21 protein-coding genes are annotated in these 25,461 nt (G+C 64.0%); 4 read left to right on the forward strand and 17 right to left on the reverse strand.

Annotated elements, in window-relative coordinates; translation table 11 throughout:
* Positions 1-16: 16 nt before the first annotated feature.
* A complete protein-coding gene (locus FFS21_RS15190) occupies positions 17-3,148 on the reverse strand; it encodes a hybrid sensor histidine kinase/response regulator (protein ID WP_137925619.1) in 3,132 nt (1,043 codons plus the stop codon).
* 173 nt (positions 3,149-3,321) lie between these two features.
* Positions 3,322-3,768, reverse strand: a complete 447-nt coding sequence (locus FFS21_RS15195) for an aminoacyl-tRNA deacylase (protein WP_137925620.1) — start codon at positions 3,766-3,768, stop codon at positions 3,322-3,324.
* Between the two features lie 268 nt (positions 3,769-4,036).
* Between FFS21_RS15195 and katG the strand changes: the two genes are divergently transcribed.
* Positions 4,037-6,283, forward strand: a complete 2,247-nt coding sequence (katG, locus tag FFS21_RS15200) for a catalase/peroxidase HPI (protein ID WP_137925621.1) — start codon at positions 4,037-4,039, stop codon at positions 6,281-6,283.
* 182 nt (positions 6,284-6,465) lie between these two features.
* Here the strand turns inward: katG and FFS21_RS15205 are convergent, their stop codons facing one another.
* Complete coding sequence (locus FFS21_RS15205) at positions 6,466-7,854, reverse strand: NHL repeat-containing protein (RefSeq protein ID WP_137925622.1); 1,389 nt, start codon at positions 7,852-7,854, stop codon at positions 6,466-6,468.
* A gap of 758 nt (positions 7,855-8,612) precedes the next feature.
* Between FFS21_RS15205 and FFS21_RS15210 the strand changes: the two genes are divergently transcribed.
* On the forward strand, positions 8,613-9,212 hold the full coding sequence (locus tag FFS21_RS15210) for a DUF4142 domain-containing protein (RefSeq protein WP_249359414.1): 600 nt from the start codon (positions 8,613-8,615) through the stop codon (positions 9,210-9,212).
* Between the two features lie 177 nt (positions 9,213-9,389).
* On the opposite strand, the gene FFS21_RS15215 is transcribed toward FFS21_RS15210, so the two are convergent.
* The 3 genes from FFS21_RS15215 to FFS21_RS15225 all read right to left on the reverse strand — a co-directional run bounded on the left by FFS21_RS15215 (position 9,390) and on the right by FFS21_RS15225 (position 12,079).
* A complete protein-coding gene (locus FFS21_RS15215; RefSeq protein WP_137925623.1) occupies positions 9,390-9,773 on the reverse strand; it encodes a DUF6697 family protein in 384 nt (127 codons plus the stop codon).
* Between the two features lie 182 nt (positions 9,774-9,955).
* The gene (locus FFS21_RS15220; protein WP_137925624.1) at positions 9,956-10,900 is read right to left on the reverse strand and encodes a YihY/virulence factor BrkB family protein; all 945 of its coding nucleotides are present in this window, start codon (positions 10,898-10,900) and stop codon (positions 9,956-9,958) included.
* Between the two features lie 90 nt (positions 10,901-10,990).
* Positions 10,991-12,079: a LysR family transcriptional regulator gene (locus tag FFS21_RS15225; RefSeq protein WP_137925658.1), complete on the reverse strand. Its 1,089-nt coding sequence runs from the start codon at positions 12,077-12,079 to the stop codon at positions 10,991-10,993.
* A gap of 361 nt (positions 12,080-12,440) precedes the next feature.
* Between FFS21_RS15225 and FFS21_RS15230 the strand changes: the two genes are divergently transcribed.
* A complete protein-coding gene (locus FFS21_RS15230) occupies positions 12,441-12,842 on the forward strand; it encodes a response regulator transcription factor (RefSeq protein ID WP_283205143.1) in 402 nt (133 codons plus the stop codon).
* Between the two features lie 50 nt (positions 12,843-12,892).
* On the opposite strand, the gene FFS21_RS15235 is transcribed toward FFS21_RS15230, so the two are convergent.
* From FFS21_RS15235 to FFS21_RS15275, 9 genes are all read right to left on the reverse strand, one after another.
* A complete protein-coding gene (locus FFS21_RS15235; RefSeq protein WP_137925626.1) occupies positions 12,893-13,585 on the reverse strand; it encodes a response regulator transcription factor in 693 nt (230 codons plus the stop codon).
* A gap of 148 nt (positions 13,586-13,733) precedes the next feature.
* On the reverse strand, positions 13,734-14,138 hold the full coding sequence (locus FFS21_RS15240) for a Na+/H+ antiporter subunit G (protein WP_249359416.1): 405 nt from the start codon (positions 14,136-14,138) through the stop codon (positions 13,734-13,736).
* A 4-nt stretch (positions 14,139-14,142) separates the two neighbouring features.
* A complete protein-coding gene (locus tag FFS21_RS15245) occupies positions 14,143-14,418 on the reverse strand; it encodes a K+/H+ antiporter subunit F (protein WP_137925627.1) in 276 nt (91 codons plus the stop codon).
* On the reverse strand, positions 14,403-14,906 hold the full coding sequence (locus tag FFS21_RS15250) for a Na+/H+ antiporter subunit E (RefSeq protein WP_137925628.1): 504 nt from the start codon (positions 14,904-14,906) through the stop codon (positions 14,403-14,405). Before FFS21_RS15250 ends, FFS21_RS15245 begins: the two co-directional genes overlap by 16 nt.
* Entirely contained in the window at positions 14,903-16,468 is a 1,566-nt protein-coding gene (locus tag FFS21_RS15255; protein WP_137925629.1) for a monovalent cation/H+ antiporter subunit D, read from the reverse strand. Before FFS21_RS15255 ends, FFS21_RS15250 begins: the two co-directional genes overlap by 4 nt.
* Positions 16,465-16,791: a Na+/H+ antiporter subunit C gene (locus tag FFS21_RS15260; RefSeq protein WP_137925660.1), complete on the reverse strand. Its 327-nt coding sequence runs from the start codon at positions 16,789-16,791 to the stop codon at positions 16,465-16,467. Before FFS21_RS15260 ends, FFS21_RS15255 begins: the two co-directional genes overlap by 4 nt.
* A complete protein-coding gene (locus tag FFS21_RS15265) occupies positions 16,791-19,658 on the reverse strand; it encodes a monovalent cation/H+ antiporter subunit A (RefSeq protein ID WP_137925630.1) in 2,868 nt (955 codons plus the stop codon). Before FFS21_RS15265 ends, FFS21_RS15260 begins: the two co-directional genes overlap by 1 nt.
* A 370-nt stretch (positions 19,659-20,028) precedes the next feature.
* Positions 20,029-20,358 (reverse strand): hypothetical protein, encoded by a 330-nt coding sequence (locus FFS21_RS15270; protein WP_137925631.1) that lies wholly within the window; start codon positions 20,356-20,358, stop codon positions 20,029-20,031.
* A 185-nt stretch (positions 20,359-20,543) separates the two neighbouring features.
* Positions 20,544-20,930, reverse strand: a complete 387-nt coding sequence (locus FFS21_RS15275; RefSeq protein WP_137925632.1) for a hypothetical protein — start codon at positions 20,928-20,930, stop codon at positions 20,544-20,546.
* A gap of 312 nt (positions 20,931-21,242) precedes the next feature.
* Here FFS21_RS15275 and FFS21_RS15280 point away from each other — a divergent pair, with 312 nt between their 5' ends.
* Positions 21,243-22,598 (forward strand): tetratricopeptide repeat protein, encoded by a 1,356-nt coding sequence (locus FFS21_RS15280; RefSeq protein WP_137925633.1) that lies wholly within the window; start codon positions 21,243-21,245, stop codon positions 22,596-22,598.
* Here the strand turns inward: FFS21_RS15280 and FFS21_RS15285 are convergent.
* A complete protein-coding gene (locus tag FFS21_RS15285) occupies positions 22,585-23,412 on the reverse strand; it encodes a class I SAM-dependent methyltransferase (RefSeq protein ID WP_137925634.1) in 828 nt (275 codons plus the stop codon). The genes FFS21_RS15280 and FFS21_RS15285 overlap by 14 nt on opposite strands.
* A 220-nt stretch (positions 23,413-23,632) precedes the next feature.
* Positions 23,633-25,159: a BON domain-containing protein gene (locus tag FFS21_RS32500; protein WP_249359418.1), complete on the reverse strand. Its 1,527-nt coding sequence runs from the start codon at positions 25,157-25,159 to the stop codon at positions 23,633-23,635.
* Positions 25,160-25,461: the final 302 nt, after the last annotated feature.

Here is a 25,461-nt window from a genome sequence, read left to right on the forward strand (position 1 = left end):
CCAGCGATACGCGACTTCAGTTTGCGTGTAGCCATACGCGGCAGAGCGAAAGCAGTTTGTCCACGTCGATGGGCTTGGCGATGTAGTCGTTCGCGCCTGCCTGCAGGCAGGCTTCACGGTCGGACTGCATGGCCTTGGCGGTCAGCGCGATGATGGGCAGGCGTCCGTAGCGCGGCATCTGGCGGATATGGCGCATGGCCGTGATGCCATCCATCTCCGGCATCATGATGTCCATCAGCACCAGGTCCACATCGTCGACCTTGTTCAGCATGTCCAGCGCCTCGCGGCCGCTGCGCGCGATTTCCACGGTGGCACCCAGTGGCTCGATGACCTTCGACAACGCGAAGATATTGCGCGCGTCGTCTTCCACCAGCAGCAGCTTGCGGCCATCGAACGCATCGTCGCGGCTGCGCGCCGCGCGCAGCATGCGCTGGTGCTCGGGCGGCAGCGACGACTCCACGCTATGCAGGAACAGCGTCACCTCATCCAGCAGCCGGTCCGGCGAGCGCGCGCCCTTGATGATGATCGATTTCGAATAGCGGCGCAGGCGCTGTTCGTCCTCCGCACTGAGCTGGCGCCCCGTGTAGATGATCACGGGCGGCATGGCGCCGGATTCGGCGTCGGCCATATGGGCCAGCAGATCATGCCCGGTGCCATCCGGCAGCACCATGTCCATCACCACGCAATCGAAGGGCGTGCCGTCCAGCGCGGTCTTTGCGCCGGCCACGCTGTCGGTGGTCACGATCTCGGCATCGAGCGATTTCAGCAGCGCGCGGATGCTCTCCCGCAGCGATGGATCGTCCTCGATCACCAACACGCGGCGCTTGCCCGCCGTCATGCGCGCTTCGAGCCCGCGAATCACCGCCGCGAGCTTGTCTCGCTCGCTGGGCTTGAACGTGTAGCCGATGGCGCCCAGGTGCAGCGCGGCCTCGGCATGGTCGCTGACGGAAACCAGATGTGTGGGAATGTGGCGCGTGGTCGGGTCGCGCTTGAGCCAGTCCAGCAGCGTCAGCCCCGATTGATCGGGTAGCGCCACGTCCAGCAGGATGCCGCATGGCTGATACTGCCGCGCGAGTTCCAGCCCATGCGCCGACGTGGTGGCGTGCAGGCAGTCGAAATCGAGTTCGTGCGCAAGGTCGTAGAGGATGCCCGCGAAATCGGTATCGTCCTCGACCACGAGAATCAGCCGGCTGCCGCGCGTGCGATGGTCGCGGTCATCGGGGATCGGCGCGGGATACCCAGGCTGCACGCGCTCCAGCGGTTCGGTAGCCGGCGCCGGTGCAGGCAGCACCGGACGCGGTGGCGCGGCAACCTGCAGCGGCGGCGCCTGCGTCAGCAAGCCGGCCTGCGTAGACGCATCGGCCATTAGCGTACGCGGCACGGTCAGCGCAAATACGCTGCCCTGCCCTGGCTCGCTGACCACGGTGATTGCACCGCCCAGCAGCCGCGCCAGTTCGCGCGAGATCGACAACCCCAGCCCCGTACCGCCGAATCGACGGCTTGTGGTGCCATCGGCCTGCTGGAATGCCTCGAAGATGACCTGCTGCTTGTCCTTGGCAATGCCGATGCCGGTGTCCCGCACCTCGAAGCGCACCGCATCCTCGCCCTGTGCCGCCAGGGCCAGCGTGACGCTGCCGGTTTCGGTGAACTTGAATGCGTTGGACAGCAGGTTCTTCAACACCTGTTGCAGCCGCTGGCTATCGCTGACGATGGCGTCCGGCACGCCCGGCATGAAATCAATCCTGAACGGCACGCCCTTGTGCTCGCCAATCGGGCCGAACATGTTGTCCAGCGTGCGCGCGAACATGGCCAGTTCCACCGGCTCCGGTTCGATCACCAGATGGCCGGCCTCGATCTTGGAGAGGTCGAGGATATCGTTGATCAGGTTGAGCAGATCGGTATTGGCGGCGTGGATCGTGGCGGCGTAGCGCACCTGTTCGTCGCTGAGCGTGCCCTCCTTGTTCTCCTGCAGCAGCTTGGCCAGGATCAGCGCACTGTTCAGTGGCGTGCGCAGTTCGTGCGACATATTGGCCAGGAACTCGCTCTTGTACTGGTTCGAGCGCTCCAGCGCGCGCGCATTGGCGGCGAGCTCGGCCTGGAAGGTCAGCATCTCGCGCTTCTGCGCTTCCAGCCGCTGCGCATGTTCTTCCAGTTGCACGTTGGTCTGTTCGAGTTCGGCCTGTTGCGCTTCGAGCCTTGCCTGCGAATCCATCAGTGCGCGGCCACGTTCTTCGAGTTCCTCGTTGGAAACACGCAGCTCCTCCTGCTGCACCTGCAATTCCTCGCTCTGGCGCTGTGTCTGGCCGAGCAGCGTTTCAAGCCGGCCACGATACGCCGCCGCGCGCAGCATCATGCCAACCGACTCGCCCATGCGCTCCAGCAGTTCGATCACGTCGGCCGTGTCCCGGCGCATCGATACGAAGCCGAGTTCGATCACGCCCACTACCTCGCCTTCAGCCGTCAGCGGCGCAGCCACGATCTCGTTGGGCGCGGTGCGGCCCAGTGCCGAGGAAATCTGCAGGTAGTCCGAAGGCAATCCGCCCAATGCAATCACGCGATTTTCGGCAACGGCCTGGCCCGCGAGGGTTTCGCCGGGCGACAGCGTTTGCGGCACCGTATCGGCATTGGCCAGCGCCCATGCGGCCACGCGCCGCAACTGATCGCCCTCGGCCAGATAGACCACGCCAACGTGCGCCTCCAGTGTCTGCGCGAGGGCGCGGATCAGCACGTCACCGACATTCCCCGTGGATTGCGCCGTGCGCACCGACTGCAGCACCCGCACCTGCGCGTCCTGCAGCCAGATCACGCGCCGCACTTCGATCTGGGCCACGATGTAGCGATACACCACCACGGCCAGAAACCACACGATGGCAACGCCCATCGTCCGATTGATGACCGAATACAGCACGTTCGACGTGCTGCCGGGCGACAGGTAATACCCGACCGGCACCAGCACGGTCACGGCGGCCGCCGCGATCAGCGGCAGGCGTGCGTTTTCGCCATAAAGCGCCAGGCAGACCGGCACCAGATACAGCACCCATACCGCAAGACCCAGCGGCGTGAGGACATCGATGCCGAACACGATCGCCACCGAGACGGGGACGATGATCGTGCCGAACAGAAAACGGTGCAGGGATGACGGTTGCATACCGACAGGGGCAGTGGATGGGGCGAAATGGGAGAGCGGCGGCCCGAATGACCGACGCTCGACACAGGAATGCGCCTCATCCTACCCTGCGGAGACTGACTTGGATGTCGGTGTCACGCCGACATTTGCTGCGCCGCAGCGACGGGATGCCTGCGGGCTGCGTGTGACGGCGGCTACATGACGCGATGCGAGAAATGCCCGCGCGGCGCATCGGCCATCAGCCGCGCGAACTCGTCCACGTCCATATGGACAAGCTCCCGGTGATCGCCCGCCTCGAAGTAGACATCGTCGTGGCCGAGCAGGCTGTCGTCCAGCCAGGTGAGTGTGCCGTAGGCCGATCCCACCGCAGGTAGCGCATCGGGGCGGCAATCGCGGAATACCTCGCGCACGCCTTCACTATGCGCCAGCGTCAGTTCGCGGCCGGTTTGCGCACGTAGCTCCGAGAGTTTCAGATGGTGCGATGCGGGAATGACGGCGGCGAGATAGCCGCGACTGTCTTCCAGCAACACCATGCGGGCGAGGCGGTCGCGTGGGATGGGCGCCGCCGGCCCCCGATCCACGACGTCATACCGGCTGTCGTTCCTGCCCAGGCACCGTGCCAGTCTGCCAGCGATTGCCATGATAAGAACCTCCGCGCGCTGAAACGCCGCTGTCGTATCGAGTATCGACACTATAGGACACGCATCGGGGCGCGCCCGGCCTGCACATGGTGGGACAAACCCCGAGCCAGGGCTTGTCATAGCGGCGCCCTATCGGGGCGATTACAAAGCTCACATTTGGTTGACGGAAGGTCTCAACTATATTTTTCGTGCGGCGGCCTGCCCGCGCGCGTGGCACCGCATACAGACGGCTGGAACCAGAGGTACATACCCCCCACAGGAGACCTGCATGTCCACAGAAAAGTGCCCGTTCAACCATGCCGCCGGAGGCGGCACCACCAACGAGGATTGGTGGCCCAAGCAGTTGCGGCTCGACCTGCTGAGCCAGCACTCGGACAAGACCAATCCCCTGGACAAGGAATTCGACTACGCCAAGGCGTTCAAAAGCCTTGACCTCGCGGCGGTGAAAAAAGACCTGACCGCCCTGATGACCGATTCGCAGGACTGGTGGCCGGCCGACTTCGGCCACTATGGCGGCCTGTTCATCCGCATGGCGTGGCACAGCGCCGGCACCTACCGTATCGGCGACGGACGCGGAGGCGGCGGACGTGGCCAGCAGCGCTTTGCACCGCTCAACAGTTGGCCGGACAACGTGAGCCTGGACAAGGCGCGCCGGCTGCTATGGCCGATCAAGCAGAAGTACGGCCAGAACATCTCGTGGGCCGACCTGCTGATCCTGAGCGGCAACGTGGCACTGGAATCCATGGGCTTCAAGACGTTCGGCTTTGCCGGCGGACGCGAGGACACGTGGGAGCCGGACCGCGACGTCTACTGGGGCAATGAAAAGACCTGGCTCGGCGGCGATGTGCGCTACGGCAAGGGCGCCGCCGGCAAGGACGACGACCAGGCCGTGCTGGTGGCGGACAAGGACATGCACGGCAAGGAAGTCAGCCGCACCGATCCGGGCCGGAACCTGGAGAATCCCCTGGGCGCGGTGCAGATGGGCCTGATCTATGTGAATCCGGAAGGTCCCGATGGCAATCCTGATCCGCTGGCAGCGGCCTATGACATCCGCGATACCTTCGGCCGCATGGCGATGGACGACGAGGAAACCGTGGCGCTGATTGCAGGCGGCCATACCTTCGGCAAGACGCACGGTGCCGGCACACCCGATCACGTCGGTAACGAACCCGAGGGCGCGGATCTCGAACTGCAGGGCTTCGGGTGGCACAGCACCTTCGGCACCGGCAAGGGCGCCGATACCATCACCAGCGGCCTGGAAGTCACGTGGAGCAACACCCCGACCAAATGGGGCAGCGGCTTCTGGGACAACCTGTTCGGCTTCGAGTACGAGTTGACCAAGAGCCCGGGCGGTGCCAACCAATGGGTGGCCAAGGACGCCCCCGAGACCGTACCGCACGCCTATGACCCGGCGAAGAAGCTCAAGCCGACAATGCTGACCACGGACCTGTCGCTGCGCTTCGATCCGATCTACGAAAAAATCTCGCGGCGCTTTGCAGCAAACCCCGCCGAGTTCGCCGACGCCTTCGCACGGGCATGGTTCAAGCTGACCCACCGTGACATGGGGCCCCGCGCGCGCTATCTCGGCCCGGAAGTCCCGAAGGAAGAACTGCTCTGGCAAGACCCGATCCCGGCCGTCGACCATCCGCTCGTCAACGACCAGGACGTGGCTGCGCTCAAGCAGAAGATCCTGGCGTCGGGCGTATCGCTCTCCGATCTCGTCAAGACCGCATGGGCGTCGGCCTCCACGTTCCGTGGCTCCGACAAGCGCGGCGGCGCCAACGGTGCACGTATCCGGCTGGCTCCGCAGAAGGACTGGACCGCGAACGATCCGGCGGAACTCGGCAAGGTGCTCGACAAGCTGACCGGCATCCAGGGCGAGTTCAATGCGGGAGGCAAGAAGATTTCGCTGGCAGACCTGATCGTGCTGGGCGGGAATGCCGCCATCGAGAAGGCCGCCGAGAAAGCCGGCAAGAAGGTCACGGTGCCCTTCTCGCCGGGCCGGATGGATGCCTCGCAGGAGAAGACCGATGTGCAGTCGATGGGCGCGCTCGAACCCGTGGCCGATGCGTTCCGCAACTACATCAACCCGCGCGTCCGTGTGCCGGCCGAGCACATGATGATCGACAAGGCGCAACTGCTGACCCTGACCGCCCCGGAGATGACCGTGCTGATCGGCGGCCTGCGTGTGCTGAACGTCCATAGTGGGCCGGATGCCCACGGCGTGCTCACCGACCGGCCCGAAACGCTGACCAACGACTTCTTCCGCAACCTGCTCGACATGAGCGTGGAGTGGAAACCGAAGTCACGCGATGTGTTCGAAGGCCGCGACCGCAAGACCGGCCAGGTCAAGTGGACCGGCTCGCGTGTGGATCTGGTGTTCGGATCGCACTCGCAGCTACGCGCGCTGAGCGAGGTCTATGCGAGCCAGGACGGCGAGGCGAAGTTCGTCAACGACTTTGTTGCCGCATGGGCAAAGGTGATGGATCTGGATCGGTTTGATTTGAGGGTGTGAGGGGCTGTTAGGAGCGTGATAGTCCTGCAGCTTTCGGTAGATGTGAGGGCCGGCCTCCCGTTGAGGGGGTCGGCTTCTTTTTTTGGAGATGTTGGCGTCGTTATGCGCTCCCCTCTCCCATGCAGTGGGAGAGGGGAGCAAACCGGAAGTTCTTCCCGATCTCCCGCTGCAGCCCGGCCATATCAAGGCAGCACGATCTTGCGGATGGTGTTGTTGCCCAGTTCGGCGGCGTACAGGTTCCGGGCGCTGTCGAGGGCCAGGCTCCATGGTGCCCAGAATGTTGCCGTGGGCCCCTCTCCATCGATGTTCCCGCTCAGTGCGCCGCCGGCGATCGTCGTGACCACGCCGGCGGGCGTGATCTTGCGGATCGTGTTGTTGCCCTTCTCGGCAACATAGACGTTGTTGTCGCTGTCCACCGCAATGCCCTGTGGATAGCTGAACTGCGCCGCGGTGCCGGTGCCGTCGGCACGTCCGGAGGTCGTCGAGCCTGCCAGCGTGGTGACCACGCCGGCGGGCGTGATCTTCCGGATCATGTGATTGTTCATGTCGGCCACGTAGAGGTTTCCGGCACCATCCACCGCAATGCCGGACGGGGTGTAGAACGATGCCGCATTGCCCGTGCCGTCGGCACTCCCGTTCAGGGTCGAACCGGCAACCGTCGTCACCACGCCGGCGGACGTGATCTTGCGGATCATGTTGTTGGCGCTGTCGGCGACGAAGAGGTTGCCTGCAGTGTCGATGCAGATGGCGAATGGTTCGCGGAAACCCGCCGCCGCACCCGTGCCGTCGGCGGCACCGAATGTGGTGGAGCCGGCAAACGTCGTGACCACGTTCGTGGTGTCGATCTTGCGGATCTGGTGGTTCAGTTGGTCCGCCACGTAGAGATTGCCAGCCACGTCGATGGCCATGCCGGACGGAAACCGGAATTGCGCTGCAGTGCCCGTTGCGTCGACAGATCCTTGGGTGGAACCAGCAATCGTCGTCACCACACCAGCAGCCGTGATCTTGCGAATACGGTGGTTCGCGTTGTCGGCCACGTAGACATTGCCCAGGGCATCGACCGCCATGCCGGCCGGCTGGCTGAAGCGCGCGGCGCTTCCCGTGGCATCGACGTAACCGTTGGTCCCGCCACCGGCCAGCGTTGATACCTGAGCGGCGGCCGGCGGATTGTTGATGCAGTCCACGCTCACGTCCGTCACATTGGCCGCCGTGGTGCCGCTGCCGTGGGTCACCGTGCAGGTCTGGCCAACCGGCTGCGTGCCGATGGTGACCGCGTAGACGCTCGTCACGGCAGTCGAGAATTTGAAGGCGCCATTGGCCGACAGCGTGAGCGCGTCGACGCCATTGTTCTGCAGTACCACCGAGGTGGCGGCAGCGAGTCCGGAGAGCGTGCCGCCCACGGTATAGGTGGCGGGAACAGGCACCACGGGGACCACCGGAGCTGGATCGGGTTGCGAGGCAGGTGTGCTGGCCGGCGGATTATCACCGCCGCCGCAACCGGACAGAACGGCGATACCGAGTAAGAGTGTCAATGCACGCGCGTGCTGCTTGAGGCGGCTGTTTGCTTCCATGATGTCGTTGTGCGAGATAGCTGAATGATCTTCTGGCCCCACTGGCCATCGCTCAAATATCGGCACAACGCTGGAGGATCTTGATGCGCTACGGCCGGGCGACGTTGGTCGTGCGCCCCGTGTAAAAAGTTCAATCGCCAGCCGCACTCCCCGCCAGGGAGGCCGGCTGCTGTTTGTTGGGCGTGAATGCGCGTATCGAGCGACAGCGCATGGGCAGCCTGCGATTCAACATTTCCTGCCGCAGTATTTATGTGTGACGACCAGACGAGACGCCGTCGCCAAATCTCCGCTATCCGGCCTCACCGAGCCGGTGGACAGCAGCTTCTCGATCCGCCACAGCGCAATTTTTTCTATGGAAGCTGCCTCGGGATTCAGAAGCTCCGCATAGACAGGGGAATCATCAAAGATGGATCGAACGATACGAAGACAGAACCCTTCGTGCAAGAGACGTACGATGCGCCTCTGTTGAACAGACATTGCCATGAAACGTGGAGACTCTCGAAACTTTAGACATGATGTGATGTTTTTATTGTTGGAAACCGAATGATTGCCATCAGGAAATCTCCCTCCCATTCCTCTTTGGTGGGGTTCCTTCGAGCCAGCGGCCGATCTGGGGACGGGATTCGCAAAGGCAAGGGGCCTTTTTGCGTGGCCGATGCAATAGTCGCCATGCGGTGCCGGATGCGCTACGTTTGGCGGGTCGAGCGCGATCAAACGGCTGCATTGTTCCGCTAGGCCATGCGCGAATTCCTCAGGGCATGCCGCTTGCATTGGCCCTTCAACACTTCGAGGAGTCAGCCATGCAACCGCTCCGTTTCTTGCCCGCGTTCGTCGGCCTCATGCTCGCGCTGATGTCGGTCGCCTTCCTGACGACACCCGACGCCGCACCGCTTTCCGACAAACCCGGCACCGCCCTCGCAGGCGATGCCGACGCCATGTTCTTGCGCAAAGCCGCCGAAGCCGGCACATTCGAAATGGAAGCGAGCCGCATCGCAGAAAAGAAAGCCAGCAGCGCAGCGGTCAAGCAGTTCGCGGCACAGATGATCAAGGATCACGGTGCTGCGTCGGCCAGGATGGAACCCATTGCAAAGCGACTCGGCATCCAGTTACCGGCCTCGCCGAACGCGGCGAAGAAAGAGGAAATTTTGCAACTGTCAGCGTTAAGCGGCGTCGCCTTCGACAAGGCCTACTCGCAGAAGGTTGGCGTGGACGCCCACCAAGACGCCGTCAAGCTGTTCCGCGAAGCAACGGACGACACCAAGGATCGCGACGTAAAAGCCTTCGCACGCAACACGCTGCCTACGCTGCAAAGCCATCTCGAGATGGCGAAGAAGGTGCTTGCGGAAGTCGACAAGTGAGGGCGCGGGAAATCGGCATGGCGTAGCTGCCGAATTTCTTGTTCTTTGCTACAACGCATAGAGCAAACCAAGCACGACGAGACACGCTGAAACCGTCACGTAGTAGCGGCAGCCATGCGGACGGATGGAAGACGCGGGCGGGACGGTTGCATCTGGTGGCTGTTTCGGCATGATGGCTCACTTCGAGACGGCAACGGACTTGAGCTTGATGACACGCGAGACTTGTGCAAGCTTGAAGCCGCTGTGCTCGACATACGGCGAGCATTCCATCGGCGTGGTGAGGGATTCCACGGCGGCAAAATGACCGATGTACCGGTACTTGTCCGTCTCGCTCCTGATGAACAGTGGAACGGCTTCCGACTGCGTCGCGAGTGTCCTGCCTGCCGCGCGAGTGGATGCGGCACTGCTGCAAAGGATCGCCTCGGGGGCATGCGGATTGAGATCGGGTCGCAGGCATATCGCCACCACCTTGCCATTCTTTGTCGGAAGGAACGCCTGCTTGCTACCGCCGCATACCGTGTGGATGAATTCGCGCGTGTATTCCTTGCTTTTTTCAAACATGAGTGATCTCCGAAACGATGCGCACCGAAGGCAGCCGCATCAGAACGGGACGATATCGAGTTTGATGTAAATGGCGCGAAGAAGCGGGGGCAAGGCAGATCAACGCGCCGTAAATGCGCATGCCGTGCAGTTGACCCTCACTGACACGGCGACAGGCGATTTTTTCTTCCCTGACGCAAGAATTACCGGTCTGAGCCCCCACTCGGCCGCGCGCCGCCGCGCCCCCGCAAGGACCCGAACCGGTTGGCATAGAGCCACGTGAACTCCGCACCCAGCAGGAAGATCTGTGCCGAGTAGTAGACCCATACCAGCACCACCACGAGCGAGCCTGCCGCGCCGTAGCCGGTGGCGACGCCTGTCTTGCCGATATACAGGCCGATCAACAACTTGCCGATGGTGAAGAGTACCGAGGTGACGATCGCACCGAGCCACACGTCGGGCCAGCGGACTGCCGCGTGCGGCATGATCTTGTAGATCATGGCGAACACCACGGTCACCATGCCGAAGCTGATGGCCATGTCGAGCAGGTGGCCGATCACCTCGTCCTCGCCCATCATCGGCATCCAGTACCGCCCGATCGCCGCGATTGCGGCGCTTGCCACCAACGATACGATCAACAGGAAGCCGATGCCGAGAATCATGCCGAACGACAGCACGCGCCCACGTAGCAGTTCCCAGATTCCAGAAGGCTTCTTGCGCTCCGGCACCTGCCAGATGCGGTCGAGCGCGGACTGCAATTCGGCGAAGACTGTGGTGGCGCCCACCAGCAGGGTAATGAAGCTCAACACCGCAGTCAGCGAACCCTTGGCCGGCTCACTGAGCGAAACCAGCATGCTCTCGATGGCCTTGGCGCCTTCCACGCCCACCAGTCCGCCGATCTGCTCCACCACCGCGCCGCGTGCGGCCTCGGCGCCGAATGCCATGCCGGCAATCGATATCACGATCAATAGCAGCGGTGCCACGGAGAACACCGTGTAGTAGGCCAGCGCGGCGCCCATGCTGGGCGCATAGTCGTCAATCCACGCGGATACCGTGTCTCTGAGCAGGATGGCAAGGTTCTTCGGCGTCCTGCGCAAGGCAGGACCTGGCGTTATCTGGGCGGCATGCCCGGCGGGAACGCGATCCATGATGTGGCTCCGGCACGGCGAATGCCGGTTTCCTTGCAATCGGCATGCCTGCGTGCCGCGGCATCCGGGCGCCAGGATATCGGCCGGATATCACGCCGCCATGGGTTCGGCATGCCGGGGCGCGATATGGCCGGCCACGCGTGTATTCGCCCGAGCCGTCGCGGTCACCGCACTTGCTGCACTTGCCGCGCTCATCGCGCTGGCCGATTCCGCTGCGCGAATCTCCTCCGTCATGAAATCGATAAACACACGGATGCGCGCTGGCAGGTGCTGGCGGCACAGGTAGCAGATGTAGTGCCCGCGATCCCCCGGGGCATGGCGGTCCAGCAGCGTCACCAGCGTGCCGCGCGCGAGGTCGTCGGCCACCTGATGAAGCGGTAGCTGTGCAATGCCCCGTCCATCGCGCACCGCATCGAGCACGAGATCGGCATCGTTGTACGTGAGCCTGGCGGTCGGCACATGCTTGCGCGGCTGCCCATCCACGCGGAACTCCCATTCCGCAACGCGGCCGCCCGAGAACCGGCGGTTGATGCAGTCGTGCTGCGCCAGCGCTTCGAGCGAGTCAGGCAGCCCGCGCCGCTCGGCATACGCACGCGAGGCGCACAGCACCATCTGCATCGGGATCAACTGCTTGGCGATGATGCTCGAATCCTCGATATAGCCATCACGAAACGCGACATCCACCTGATCACCCGCAAAGTCGGCGGGCCGGTCGTCGAGCACCAGTTCCACCGCGATGTCCGGATAGATCTCCGAGAACTGCAGCAGCAGCGGCGCCACCACCTTGCGTCCAAAGCCCATCGGCGCATTCACGCGCAGCATGCCGCGCGGCGGGCCCTGGCGCAGGTCCAGCATGTCGTTCATCGCGCCCATGATGTGCGTGACACCGAGGTTGCAGTTCTCGAAGAACCGCTCCCCTTCGCGCGTCAGGCTCGTGGTACGGGTGGTACGGAGGAACAGCCGCGTGCTGAGCTGCTCTTCCAGCTTCTGCACACTGCGCGAGACGGCGGAACGCCCAATCCCGAGCCGCTCGCCAGCGCGGGCGAAGCTGCCTTCGGTGGCCACGGCCATGAAGGCAATGATGCCCGTGTAGCTCGTGGCGAAGCAGTTCGACAGCGCGTCGGTGCGATTCGGCTGGACGGCGCAGGCGCCGCGTGGCGAGATGTCCGGGTAGTGCATGGCGTTCATGGAGGGCTCCCCAAAAGGGTCCGGTGTCAATCGCACCGGCAGTGCCTCAAGGTTAGTCGTGCTGTCTGGCAAATACGATTCTGCACACGGGTGGCGCAGCCTTGTCCATTCGCATTGGACATTAATACTCCTGTATGCCCGCCGTCCGCTCGGCCAGCGCGCGCGGGCCGCATCGGGCTTCGCACCAGGCCGGGACCGAACGTATGGGAAACGTTAATACATAGGTATGATTCCCCGGCGCCCTGCCCGGCCTTACGCTGGATACCGTTATGCACTGGCATGGCCGCCGTTGCAACGCATTGGCGTCACGGTGGCCTCCATGCTCCTCCCCAAGAGATCGAGGCAGGTCCTATTGAATTCCGCTCAGTCAGCCGCCCAGTCAGCCGCCCAGTCAGCCGCTCCACTGGTTGCGATCGTCGACGATGACGAGTCCATCCGCATGGCGACGGCAAGCCTTGTCCGCTCGCTCGGCCGTCGCACGGAGCAATTCGCATCCGCCGAGGCATTCCTCGCCTCGGACAAGATCGCTGCCATGGACTGCGTGGTGTCGGATTTCATGATGCCGGGCATGACCGGCGTGGCGATGCACGAGCAACTGCTGGCGCTGGGCTACCGGATGCCCATTGTCTTCATCACCGCCTTTCCTTCCGAGGAATTGAAAACGCGGGCGCTGGCCAACGGGGCGCTGGCCGTGCTTCTCAAGCCCGTGGACGCCAACGACGTGGCGCACTGGCTCGACGTGGCGCTGGGATAGCGGTGTTGCTGCAGCAGACGTGCCGGGAAAAACGCCGGGCGGTCGGAGCGTCAGTGCGGCTTGCGCGTCTGTGCTGACGCTGCAGATTCTGACGCGATGCCAAGCAGTTCGGACTTCCTGACGAGATCGGCCACCGAGCGGGCGCCCATCTTCTTCATGGCCTGCCCGCGATGAATCTTGACGGTGACCTCGCTGAGGCTCATCTCTCCGGCAATCTGCTTGTTCATCAGACCTGTCACCACAAACGCCATGACTTCGCGCTCGCGCGGGGTCAGCGACTCGTAGGCCGCGCGCAATCCCGCACTGGACTGCTCGGCGGCCAGCCGCTCACCATCGCGCGCCAGTGCATTGGCCACGGCATCGAGCATGTCCTGGTCGCGGAATGGCTTGGGCAGGAAATCCACCGCACCCGCTTTCATCGCCTTGACCGTCATGGCGATATCGCCGTGACCGGTCATGAACACGATGGGCATGCGCAGGCCGCTCTTGCCAATCTGCTCCTGGAAGGCCAGGCCACTCTCGCCGCGCAGCCGCACGTCGAGGATCAGGCAACTGGGCACGTCCGGCCTTGGGTAGCCCAGGAAATCCTGCGCCGACTCGAATGTCACCACCCGCAGGCCGATGGAGCGCAGCAGGCCATCGAGCGCGAGCCTGACGGATTCGTCGTCATCCACGACGTAGGCCATCCGTTCCTTGCCATCGCGCGGGCCCGTGGGCACCGTCGAACTCGACCACGCATTCATCAAACGCTCCCCCCGCCGAATGGCGATCCAATCGAGATGATAATCATTCTAGGAGATGGCGGAAACGCGCCATTATCGCCATCACATTGTTTCCAGAATGTCGACACTGGCCGCATTGCCAATCACTCGGCAAGGTGATACAGGCGCCTCATTTACCGGGCTTCCCCGCATCCGGATGCCCCTCCTCACCCGCATCCGCCACACTGCGCGCGGGGGACCACACGCGGCCCCGCGTCCGTTCGATCACCGGCAGCCGTTGCTGGATCGCCGCCTTGGCCAGCATGTGCGCGCTAATGGGTGCGGTCAGGAACAGGAAAGCCGAGACGAGCAATTCGTGCAGGCTCAGTCCATTGCCGCGCACGCTGAAATACACCACCGATGCCAGCACGACGCCGCCCACGCCCAGTGTGGTCGATTTAGTGGGGCCGTGCAGGCGCATATAGAAATCCGGCAGCCGGGCGAGTCCGATCGCACCGATCAGCATGAAGCCGCTGCCGATCAGCAACAGCACGCAGACGACGATTTCCGCGATGGGGTGCATGGTCGCGTGCATGGCGTTACCTCAATTCGATGATGTCGCCGCGCTGCAGGTATTTGGTCAGCGCAACAGTGCCGATAAACCCTGTCACCGCAATCAGCAGCGCGATCTCGAAAAACAGTGTCGAGTCGATGACCATGCCGTACAGCACCAGCAGCGCGATGGCATTGATACTCAAGGTGTCCAGCGCAATGATGCGGTCCGGCAGGCTCGGCCCGCGCAGCAGGCGGGCCACGGTCAGCAGGAATGCCACGCCCTGCAACGCCAGGGCAATCGGTATCACGATGGCAAGCATACGAAAATCTCCTTGAGGGGCGCCTCATAGCGAGACTTGATGGTATCGACGAGTCGAGCTTCGTCGCGCAGGTTCAGTACGTGGATCAGCAGTACGCGGCGGTCGTTGCTGAGTTCGGCACACAGCGTGCCGGGACTCAATGACACGATGCTGATGAGCGCGGTCAGCGCCATCTCGTGTTCCAGATCCAGCGGCACCTGGATGAAAGCCGGTTGCATGCGCCGCATCGGCCCCAGCACCAGCGCCGCCACTTCCACATTGGCGTGAACGATGTCGTAGAGCACGCGGCCCGCCAACTGCGCCACCAGGTCTGGCCGGCGCAGTTCCATCGGCCGCAACCACAGCCGCTCCCCGATCTTCAGCGACAGCAACCAACCCAGCAGCGCGCCCAGCAGGACCTGCCCTGGGGAAACATCGTTGACCAGCAACAGCCAGATGATGGCCAGCACCAGACTCAGCCAGGGATGCGGAAACAGCCGCTTGATCATCGGTCAGCCTCCTTTGCTGGCGGCGTGTGAAGCACCGCTTCACGATAGGCCGCTACATCGGACAACTGCCCCGCCGTGGCATCGACATAGCGCTCTACGGGCGCGGCGAACAGGACCAGCGCCACATTGCCCGCGAGCAGCAACATCGCGCATGTCAGCTTCCATCGACGCAGCACCACGCCGCGCCGTGGCGAGCGCACGCCGTGCCGCACATACGGTGCGCTCCACACTTGCCGGCTGCCGGTGCGGCTGGCTGCAATCAGCAGCAGCAGGCTGGACCCCAGGATCACCGACCACGCTGCGGCAGCCGATGGGCCCATCGTGGCGCGCAGCATCATCGCCTTGCCGAGGAAGCCGGACATCGGCGGCAGCCCGATGGCCGTCACGATGGCAACAAGAAACAACGCGCCTTCGAGCCGCATGCCAGGGCGCCGCACCACGCGTCCGCCCGCCTTGCCGACGGGCCGCTCCAGTGCGGGATCGACGGGATCGTGGCGCGTATCGAGCGCGCCGGCCAGCAGGAACAACGCTGCCGTGCATAGCGTCGTGCTCGGCAGGTAATACAGCACTGCGGCCCAGGCTTCGTACGTCTGCAGGCTCGTGCCGGCCAGCAGCAAACCCACCGAAGTCAGCACCAGATAGCCCGTCAGCACGCGCACCTCGTGCGCAGCCAGTGCACCGACGGCACCGATGACCATCGTCAGCAACGCGAGCCACCACAGCCAGTCATGCATGAAGCCCGCGAGCGGACCGGCATCGAGATTGAAGATCAGCGCCTGCGTGCGCAGCACGGCGTACACGCCCACCTTGGTCATGATCGCGAACAGCGCAGCCACCGATGGCGTGGCCCCGGCATAGGCACGCGGCAGCCAGAAGTACAGTGGAAACGCCGCGGCTTTCAGCAGGAATACAAGCTGCAGCATCGCACCGGCGGCGATGGCTAACGGTAGCGATGAGGCATCGAGTCCCTGCAATCGCACACCCATGTCGGCCATGTTCAGCGTACCCGTCAGACCGTAGAGAATGCCGATGGCAATCAGGAAGAAGCTCGAGCCGGCCAGGTTGATCAGCACATAGTGCAGGCCGGGCACGATACGTCGGGGTCCTCCGCCATGCACCAGCAATGCATACGAGGCGATCAACAGGATCTCGAAGAACACGAACAGGTTGAACAGGTCCCCCGCCAGGAACGCGCCATTCAGGCCCATCAACTGGAACTGGAACAGCGCGTCGAAATGCCGCCCGAGCCGGGCATCGCCGCAACTCGCATGCACCGATGCGGCCACCGCCAGCACGGCGGTCAACACCAGCATGAGCGCACCGAGCCGATCCAGTTGCAGGACAATGCCGAACGGCGCGGGCCAGTTGCCCATCGCCACCACGGGAATCGCGCCGGTATCGGCCACACACAACAACCCGACAGCTATCGGCAACAACGCGAGACTTGCGCCCACGGAAACACTGCGCTGCCAGCGCTGGCGGCGCGCGGGCATCATGGCGAGCCATGCGCCCGCGAACATCGGCACCAGCAGAGGCAGCAACAACGCATGCGTGACGGTCATGGTCGCTCCACGCCGTCTACGTGATCGGTGCCGGACAACCCAAGCGAACGCAGCGACAGCACAATCGCGAACGCAGTCATCGCAAAGCTGATGACGATGGCGGTCAGCACCAGCGCTTGCGGCACTGGGTCCGCATACTGCGCACCGTCCACAATGACCGGTGGCCGCCCGGTGACGAGCCGGCCCATCGAGAGCAGGAACAGCGTCACGGCATACGACAGCAGCGTCAGGCCGAGTACCACGGTGAAGGTGCGTGCGCGCAGCAGCAGGAACAGTCCGCAGGCGGTGAGTACGCCAATCGTCAACGCAAATGCGGCTTCCATCATCGCCCTCCTTTCGTCTGCGCCGAAGCGTGTGCCTGCTCATGCGTACTGGCGAGGATGCGCTTGTCGCGCACGCCGAGGTGCGACACGATCAGCAGTGTGGTCCCCACCACCGTCATATAGACGCCCACATCGAAAATCATCGCCGTGGCCAGTTCGATTTCGCCAATCAACGGAATGTGGAAGTGCCCGAAGGATGTGGTGAGAAACGGATAGCCGAAGAACCAGCTGCCCAGGCCCGTCAGTCCCGCCACCACGATGCCCGCGCCGGCCATCACGCGATAGTTGACGCCGATGCGCGACTCGGTCCACAACACGCCGCTGGCCACGTATTGCATCAGCAAGGCAATCGACGTGACCAGCGCGGCCACAAACCCGCCGCCCGGCAGGTTATGGCCGCGCAGCAGGATGAAGACCGCCACAAGCATGGTCAGCGGCAGCATCAGCCGCGCCAGGATCGACAGCAGCAACGGATGGCTTTGCCCTGCCCATGGCGCACCGTTGGGGTCGAACGCGGGAGCGGTGAGCCGCAGACCCTTGAGCATGGCCTGCACGCCCAGGCCCGCCACCAGCAGCACGCAGATCTCGCCAAAGGTATCGAAGCCCCGGAAATCCACCAGGATCACATTGACGATGTTGTGCCCGCCCCCACCGCTCACGCTGTTCCGGACGAAGTAGTCGCCAATCGAATCGTAGGGCCGCGTCATCACGGCAAAGGCCGCGGCACTGACGAACGCGCCGCCTGCCAGTGCCAGCACGCCATCGCGAATCCAGCGTGCAGGGCGGCTGGGCTGCCGCGCCTTGTCGCCATCGCCGGGCAGGAAATACAGCGCGAGCACCAGCAGCAGGATGGTCACCACCTCCACCGACACCTGCGTCAGCGCGAGATCCGGTGCGGAGAATCGCGCGAACAGCAGCGCCATCAACAAGCCGCACATACTCAGCATGGAAAGTGCCGCCACACGTTGGCGCCGGCAGGCCACCACCACGATCGCCCCCAATGCCATGATGGCCAGCCCCGCGCCGGTAATGGGATCGAGCGGCGCCTGGGGCAATGGCCCGGACAATGCGCGCATCGCATCCGGCAGCGGCATCGTCCCTGCGCCCAGCAGATACCAGCCGGGCAACAGCACCATGACGGCCACTAGCAGCGCGATATAGCGTTGCAGCGAGCCGTTCTCCAGCGCGGCGGTCAGCGTTCTTGCCGCCCATCCCAGCGCCTGCATCAGATCCTCGAAGCGATCGCGCGCATTGAGCAGCGCCAGCGTGGCGTGATGCCGGTGGAATGCCTCGCGCCGAAAGTAGAACAACAGCGTGCCGGCCACCAGCGAGATCAGGCTCATCATCAGCGGCACGTTGAAGCCATGCCACGGACTCAGGCTGTATTCGGGCGGCGCCTTGCCTAACGTGGCGTACGCCGTAATCTGCAGCAGCGCGCCCACCGTGATATTCGGCACGAGGCCCACCACCAGGCAGATCACGACGAGGATCTCGACGGGCACCTTCATCAGGCGGGGCGGTTCGTGCGGAGGATAGTTCGGCAGATCGTCGGGCTTGCCATCGAAGAACACGCCGTAGATGAAGCGCAGCGAATACGCCACGCTGAGCGCGCCGGCCAACGTGGCCGCCGCTGGCACGATCCAGTTGAAATAGCCGAACAGATCCTGCGCCAGCGTTTCACCAAAGAACATTTCCTTGCTCAGGAAGCCGTTCAGCAGCGGCACCCCCGCCATCGACAGCGATGCCACAATGGCCAGCGCCCCCGTATGCGGCATATAGCGCCACAGACCGCGCAACTTCGTCAGGTCGCGTGTGCCGGTCTCGTGGTCGATGATGCCCGCTGCCATGAACAGCGATGCCTTGAACACCGCGTGATTGATGATGTGGAACAGCGCGGCCACGGTGCTCAGTTCCGTATCGAGACCGAACAGCAGCGTGATCAGCCCCAGGTGGCTGATGGTGGAATAGGCCAGCAGCCCCTTCAGATCGCGCTGCAGCAACGCCATGGCCGCGCCACCGAGCAGCGTGACAAGGCCGCAGAGGCTCACGATATAGAACCACCATGGCGTGCCATCGAGCACCGGATACAGCCGCGCCAGCAGGAACACGCCCGCCTTGACCATCGTTGCCGAGTGCAGGTAGGCGGAAACCGGCGTGGGCGCCGACATCGCGTGCGGCAGCCAGAAGAAGAACGGGAATTGCGCTGACTTGGTGAACGCGCCGATCAACACCAGCACCAGCATCAGCGGATACAGCGGATGGCGCTGCACCATGCCGCCTTGCGCCAGCACATCGGCCAGCTCCAGGCTGCCGCAGATGCGGCCAAGCAGCAGCACCCCGGCGAGCAGTGCGAGACCGCCCGCACCAGTGACGGTCAACGCCATGCGCGCGCCTTTTCGCGCATCGGAGCGGTAGGACCAGAAACCGATCAGCAGGAACGAGACGATGCTGGTCATCTCCCAGAACACCAGCATCAGCAACAGGTTGCCTGAGAGCACCACGCCGAGCATCGCGCCCATGAACAGCAGCAGCAACGTGAAGAAACGCACCGTGGACGCCACACGCGGCAGGTAGTAGCGCGCGTAGATCACCACCAGCAGTCCGATACCCGCAATCAGCACGGCAAAGGTGAAAGCCAGGCCGTCGAGCCGCAGGGTCAGGTTCAGGCTGATCGACGCCAGCCAGTCATGACGCCACTTGAAAACCGTCCCGTCCTCGATGCCCGGCCACGCCATGGCCAGCACGCCAAGCGCGGCCAGTGCCGTGGCAGCGGCGATGGCGAACGCCGCAGTGGCGCCGCCGCGCTTGCAAAGTTGAACGATCAACGCGCCGGCAAAGGGCAGCGCAACCAGCGCGATCATCAGCATCGGTGTTGCTCCGGCGCTTTGTGCAGCGTCATTGAGGCTCCTTTGCGATGTTGGGTTTTTCTTTCCCCCTGTTTTATTCCCCTCTCCCGCTTGCGGGAGAGGGGTTAGGGGTGAGGGCAAGCAGTTCTATCTACGACAGGCCGCAATTTGTACCGCTGCGCCCTCACCCCCGGCCCCTCTCCCGCCTTGCGGGAGAGGGGAGCAAAACAAGAGAAGGAAACGGGGAAACCCCGAGACAACGAAAACTTCACATCGGCACATTCTGCCGCAGCATCCCCGTTCCGGCCAGTCGGTATTTTTCTGACGTGTCAGACGCTGAACGAAAAACGCCGGCCCGAAGGCCGGCGTTACGCATCGATCGAAAGCCGCATTACATCCGCACAGGACCGGGGCAGGCTTTCAGTCCCACCCACATGATCACGATGACCACGTTGACCGGCACGCTGAGCGCACCGGGCAAATAGAAGATCACGGACAGGCCCGGCTGGCGCATCAGCATTTCCACCGCGCAGCCCAGCCCGTACAGCAGCACGCCGCACCACAGCCATCGACGCATATACGTCAGCAGCCAGTGGGCACGCGACTGATTGAAGCGCCACGCTGCCGCACGCGCAAGCACATCGCCCCGACTCACATCCTTGAAGAGCCAGTCGAAGAAGAAGTACCGGTACAACAGCGTGCGGAAAGCGAGCTCTTGCATGATGCGTGGCGCGTGGCGCAAACCCTGTTCAGTGATGGAGTAACGCAATGCCCATGCCCGTGCCGCACCTGGCGCTGGCGCATGGACTAACTGTAGTCACTGAACTGCCACGCGGTAAGAATTTCACGCCGGCCCCACGAAACTGCCATGCCCCAATGTGGAACATGGCGCAGGACCGGCCGGCTTCAGGCGCCGTCGAGGTACGGATTGCGTTGGCCCAGTCGCGTACCCAGCGCATCGGGCGCCAGCGTCATGCTGGCCGGGTCCACCTGTGCAGGCGGCGGAGTCATGGCCGTCGATGCAGGCGGGGCAACGACGGCGCCCGGTGCGGGCGGCACACCGGTCTGCACGCCCTGCATCGAACCTTGCGCATAGGGGTTGGGCTGCTGCGCGGGTACGGCTTCCGGCGCTATCGGTGTCGCGCCGGCCGGTACAGCGGAAGGTGCGGCCTGGTATGGCTGTGCGGCTGGCATCGGCTGGCCCTGCTGGAATGGGTTCTGCTGCGCGAGCAGCGGATACGACGCCACCAGCGCGCCAGCCATCAACAGGGATTTCGCCAGATGTTGCTTCATTCAAGGTCCTCCGTATAAACGCCTACAGGCATTGGGAACGGCAACTGTAGCGGTGAGGCCCCTGACATTCTGTTCGATTTTGCAACTGACATTTACCAGCCTTGCGACGTCCGCGCATGCGCGATATTTACGCGCGCGTGTGCTCGACACGCCGCAGTGCGATGGGTTCCGACATTCCGCTTGTCCCGGTTGTGCCGCAACGTGGCATGCTGTCCGGGACGTGTGTCCCGATACATCGAGCACGCGGTTCCCTACGATGTCTGCCGATTCCGCGCCTCTCGGCGCGGACGCCACGCAAGCACGGAGTACGTCATGGCACATACGGATGCACGAGGACTCGCAGTCTCCACACAGCACGCGCGCTCGGTCGAGCGATACGAAGCGGCACTGGCGCTGCTGAACGGCTACTACGCCGATCCGCTGGCCGAAATCGACGCCGCACTGGAGGACGATCCTGCGTTCGCGATGGGTCATGCGTTCCGCGCCGGCCTGATGGTGACCGCAGGCGATGGCACGGCGGCACCGCTGCTTCGCCAGAGCGTGGAAGCGGGCGAGGCGCTTTATGCGCAAGCCAACGACCGGGAGCGCCGCCACATCGCCGCCGCGCGCGCATGGCTGGATGGCCGCTTCGACCAGGCGCTGCGCCAGTACGGCGACCTCGTGATGGATTACCCGCACGACCTGCTCGCCATCCAGGTAGCGCATCTCTGCGATTTCCTGCTGGGCCAGTCGTCGATGCTGCGCGACCGCATCGGCCAGGTGCTGCCGCATTGGGATACGCACACACCGGGCTACAGCTACCTGCTCGGCATGCAGGCGTTCGGATTCGAAGAGACGCAGCTCTACGACCGCGCCGAAGCGGCGGGACATCGCGCACTCGACATCAATCGGCGCGACCCGTGGGCCGTGCATGCCGTGGCGCATGTCATGGAGATGCAGGGCCGTACGGACGATGGCGTGGCGTGGCTCGACAGCCGACGCGACGACTGGGCCAGCGACAACATGTTCGCCGTGCACAACTGGTGGCACCTGGCGCTGTTCCACCTTGAGGCCGGCCATACGGAGGAAGTCCTGGCGCTCTTCGATCGATACATCGCACGACCCCTGCCTGCCATTGCCCTCGATCTGATCGACGCGTCGGCCATGCTGTGGCGCCTGCATCTGCGCGGTGTCGAGGTCGGCCAGCGCTGGCAGCCCGTGGCCGACGACTGGCTGGGGCGCGGCGCAGCCGGCTACTACGCGTTCAACGACGTGCACGCGATCATGGCGAGTCTGGGCGCCGGCCGGCCTGATGGCGCAGCGGCATTGCGCGCAGCACTGGATACGGCGGCGCAGGGTGAAGGCACCAATGCCGCCATGGCACGCGATGTCGGGTTGCCGGTGGCCGATGCGCTGATCGCATTCGAGCGCGGCGAGTTCGCGCAGACCATCGAACTGTTATTGCCCGTGCGACTCATTGCGCACCGGTTCGGCGGCAGCCACGCGCAGCGCGACATCATCGGCCTGACACTGATCGAGGCCGCGATACGCGATGGCCGTGCCAGTCTGGCGGGTGCGCTGACCGCCGAGCGTGCCGCACTCAAGCCGATGAGTCCGAGCCTGCAAATCCTTGTGCGGCGCGCCGACGCGTGCCGCACAAGTGACCAGCCGCAGGTCAGGGCCGCTTGACGGTCACGCGCAGGAAGGTCGCGGGAATCGACGTGGTGTCTGCATTCCCGCTTTTGTTCTGCGCGTTGAACAACGCCTCCAGTTCACGCTGCAAGTCGTCGGTACGTCCGTTGGCCTCCGCCGCGGCAAACGCGTTCATCGTCGGTCCGTAGTAGTTGCGGAATTCCGCGAGCAGTTTCGACGGCGAGCCTGCGAACTTGAAGTCGTAGGTTTCCTTCGAGAAGGAAATATTCCCAGGCGGCACGCCTGCCTTGCCGAAGCGCTCCGTCACCGCTGCCTCGCTGCCCCACAGCATCGGACTGATAAAGCCCTCGGGCGGCGGCGGCGAGTAGCTCATGCTGGTCTTGAGCACCTGCGCCACGAGCGTGGGATCGTTCGGAATCCAGTTGCCCATCACGATGCGGCCACCGGGCTTGGTCACGCGCACCATTTCTCGTGCCACGTCATCGGGCTTCGGCGCGAACATCGCACCGAACATGCTGACGACCAGGTCGAAGGTGGCGTCCGGCAGGTCCGTCAGCGCGCAGGCGTCGCCTTCCTGAAAGCGCAGATTGTCGAGTCCGGCTTCTTTCGCCCGCTTGTTGCCGGCCGCCACGAGGTTGCTGGCGATATCCACGCCCAGCACATCGGCCCCTCGCTTTGCGGAAGGCAGCGCCGTGGTGCCGTCGCCGCAGCCGAGATCCAGCACTTTCATGCCCGGCTTGACGCCAAGGCTCTCGATGATCTGATCGCCGCTATCGCGCATCGTCGCCGCCAGCCGCGTGAAGTCGCCCTTCTCCCACAACGCCTTGTTCGGATTCGGATTGGTATTCATGTGCAGTCCCCTACGATTGGCATTATTGCGGCGGCGCGCTGCAAGAGCAGCGTCGCTGCCGGCTCCCCCGGGGGTTCTGGTTTTGTAGACCATGCGCCCCGCGCAATCAATCCATAGTTGGCCGCTCGTCTCGAAGCCGACGCAAAAAGCCCCGCCAGCAAGACATGCCCGGCGGGGCGATACCAGGGACCGTCAGGTCCGATGTGGCGCTAACGATCTATCAAGTAGACGATTTCGTTGGCGTCGTGGTGCCGCCGTGGGGATCGGTCCCACCCGGCGTCGTGCCGCTGCGGCCTGCTTCCATGCCACCGCCATAGCTGCTGGCGGACGATCCGGTTGCGCTGCCGCTACTGCTGATGCCGCTGGTCTGCCCCGCCACGTTCTGGCTGGCCGTCTGGCCGGCCTGCCCCAACTGGCCGGTCAGGCCAGGCTGCGAGGATTGACGCGTCCACTGGCCGCCTTGCCCACCTTCCTGCCGTGTGACGCGAAGCTGATTGGTCACCTCCTTCACACCAAAGACCTCGTCGGCCATGTCCTCGATACGGTACTTCTGCTGGCGATCCTGCACCGAACCGCTCAGCGTCACCACCCCATCGGACACCTTCACTTCCACATCACGGACATCGAGCCGCCCGGAATGCGTGAGCCGTTCGCACAGGTCTTCACGAATACGATCGTCGGAACGCACGTAGCCCTTCGGACCGACGCGCTTGCGCGCCGGCATATCGCCGCTGCCGCCAAGGTCGTAGCCATAGCCACCCTGTCCACCGCCCTGGCCACGGCCTTGCCCATAGCCACTTTGTCCACCCATGCCACCCTGACCGCGCGTCATCCCCTGGCGCTCGTTGGCACCCGTGAACTGTTCGTAGCCGCGGCTCTCGCCACCGCCCGCACCCCGGTCGCCGCCATAGCCGCCGTAGCTGCGTTCGAGAGAGGTCTGGCCGCGTCCGCCGCGTGACCCTTCATAGCCGCCACCTTCATAGCCGCCGTAGCCGCTCTGGCCGATGCCACCGCTCTGCCCCCGCTGACCTTGCTGCCACGATTGACCCCGCCCCTGCCCGCCGCGCGTGCCTTGCTGTTCGTCGCCCCATGACTGCATGCCCTGCTGCTCGCTGCCGCGGTGCCATTGTTGCTGCCGATTCATGTCGCTACCGTAGGCATCTTCCTGATGCCAGTCGCCCCAACGCTCGCGATCTCCGCTGCCACCGCGTTGCTGGCCGAAGCGCTGGTTGCCGCCACCGCCGAACCGGCCTTCGCCGCGTTCGCCATAGCGTCCTTCGCCATAGCCTTGATCGCGGCGTCCGTAGCCTTCTTCGCCACGGCCATAGCGTTCCTCGCTGCGTCGTCCTTGCGAGCTCTGCAGATCGCGCTGATAGTCGCTGCGTTCATAGCCTTGCCCGCTGCCTGACTCGCGTCCCTGTCCCGCGCGCTGGTTCGCGCGCATGCCGGTGAAGCGTTCGTCTTCCATGCGGCGCTGGTCACCGCCGTAGTGGCTGGACGACGATGAAGAAGACAAATCGCGATCCGCATTCCAGTCGCTGCCTGCGCCCTGCTGGCGCGACGCTCCGCCCTGCCAATCCGAACCACCGCCCTGCTGTCGTTGCGACATCCATCCACCACTATCCGCCTGCTGCTGGCGTTGCGAACCTTGCGATTGCCAGCTATTGCGTTGTGTCTCGCCGCGATGGTCGTCGCTATCGCCATAGCGATTGTCCGTACCGCCGCGTCCGTTGTTTTCCTGAGCCATGATCGTCTCCGGTCAATGCGTCGATGAAAAGGTCCGCGCGGGTGGCTGTCGCCATCGCCACGCACTGGAACCCGATTGACGCAAATTCCATACCGCCTGAGCCGCGCGCCCCGAAGCGCCCCGCAAGGCACGCCAGCGCACCGTGGCGCGCGTAGCGCCCGGACGTTCTTGCACGCTCGTATAAATCCTGCGTGTGTGCTGGCCGGCAGTGCGGGCCGCGTGTCGGCGTTTGTCTGATTCGATGCGCGCAGCGTTGATCGCTTCGCCAGGATGCGCATAATCGACCCGACCATTCCATTCGG

Origin of the sequence: Cupriavidus sp. 2SB (assembly GCF_005503625.1) — a bacterium.
In the GTDB taxonomy this organism is placed as follows: Bacteria; Pseudomonadota; Gammaproteobacteria; order Burkholderiales; family Burkholderiaceae; genus Cupriavidus.

Excerpts from the sequence above, each read along its gene's own strand:
- FFS21_RS15190 (WP_137925619.1), bottom strand. The coding sequence starts at position 3,148 with ATGCAACCGTCATCCCTGCACCGTTTTCTGTTCGGCACGATCATCGTC.
- FFS21_RS15195 (WP_137925620.1), bottom strand. The coding sequence starts at position 3,768 with ATGGCAATCGCTGGCAGACTGGCACGGTGCCTGGGCAGGAACGACAGC.
- katG (WP_137925621.1), top strand. The coding sequence starts at position 4,037 with ATGTCCACAGAAAAGTGCCCGTTCAACCATGCCGCCGGAGGCGGCACC.
- FFS21_RS15205 (WP_137925622.1), bottom strand. The coding sequence starts at position 7,854 with ATGGAAGCAAACAGCCGCCTCAAGCAGCACGCGCGTGCATTGACACTC.
- FFS21_RS15210 (WP_249359414.1), top strand. The coding sequence starts at position 8,613 with ATGCCGCTTGCATTGGCCCTTCAACACTTCGAGGAGTCAGCCATGCAA.
- FFS21_RS15215 (WP_137925623.1), bottom strand. The coding sequence starts at position 9,773 with ATGTTTGAAAAAAGCAAGGAATACACGCGCGAATTCATCCACACGGTA.
- FFS21_RS15220 (WP_137925624.1), bottom strand. The coding sequence starts at position 10,900 with ATGGATCGCGTTCCCGCCGGGCATGCCGCCCAGATAACGCCAGGTCCT.
- FFS21_RS15225 (WP_137925658.1), bottom strand. The coding sequence starts at position 12,079 with ATGCACTACCCGGACATCTCGCCACGCGGCGCCTGCGCCGTCCAGCCG.
- FFS21_RS15235 (WP_137925626.1), bottom strand. The coding sequence starts at position 13,585 with ATGAATGCGTGGTCGAGTTCGACGGTGCCCACGGGCCCGCGCGATGGC.
- FFS21_RS15240 (WP_249359416.1), bottom strand. The coding sequence starts at position 14,138 with ATGCACGCGACCATGCACCCCATCGCGGAAATCGTCGTCTGCGTGCTG.
- FFS21_RS15245 (WP_137925627.1), bottom strand. The coding sequence starts at position 14,418 with ATGCTTGCCATCGTGATACCGATTGCCCTGGCGTTGCAGGGCGTGGCA.
- FFS21_RS15250 (WP_137925628.1), bottom strand. The coding sequence starts at position 14,906 with ATGATCAAGCGGCTGTTTCCGCATCCCTGGCTGAGTCTGGTGCTGGCC.
- FFS21_RS15255 (WP_137925629.1), bottom strand. The coding sequence starts at position 16,468 with ATGACCGTCACGCATGCGTTGTTGCTGCCTCTGCTGGTGCCGATGTTC.
- FFS21_RS15260 (WP_137925660.1), bottom strand. The coding sequence starts at position 16,791 with ATGGAAGCCGCATTTGCGTTGACGATTGGCGTACTCACCGCCTGCGGA.
- FFS21_RS15265 (WP_137925630.1), bottom strand. The coding sequence starts at position 19,658 with ATGCTGATGATCGCGCTGGTTGCGCTGCCCTTTGCCGGCGCGTTGATC.
- FFS21_RS15270 (WP_137925631.1), bottom strand. The coding sequence starts at position 20,358 with ATGCAAGAGCTCGCTTTCCGCACGCTGTTGTACCGGTACTTCTTCTTC.
- FFS21_RS15275 (WP_137925632.1), bottom strand. The coding sequence starts at position 20,930 with ATGAAGCAACATCTGGCGAAATCCCTGTTGATGGCTGGCGCGCTGGTG.
- FFS21_RS15280 (WP_137925633.1), top strand. The coding sequence starts at position 21,243 with ATGGCACATACGGATGCACGAGGACTCGCAGTCTCCACACAGCACGCG.
- FFS21_RS15285 (WP_137925634.1), bottom strand. The coding sequence starts at position 23,412 with ATGAATACCAATCCGAATCCGAACAAGGCGTTGTGGGAGAAGGGCGAC.
- FFS21_RS32500 (WP_249359418.1), bottom strand. The coding sequence starts at position 25,159 with ATGGCTCAGGAAAACAACGGACGCGGCGGTACGGACAATCGCTATGGC.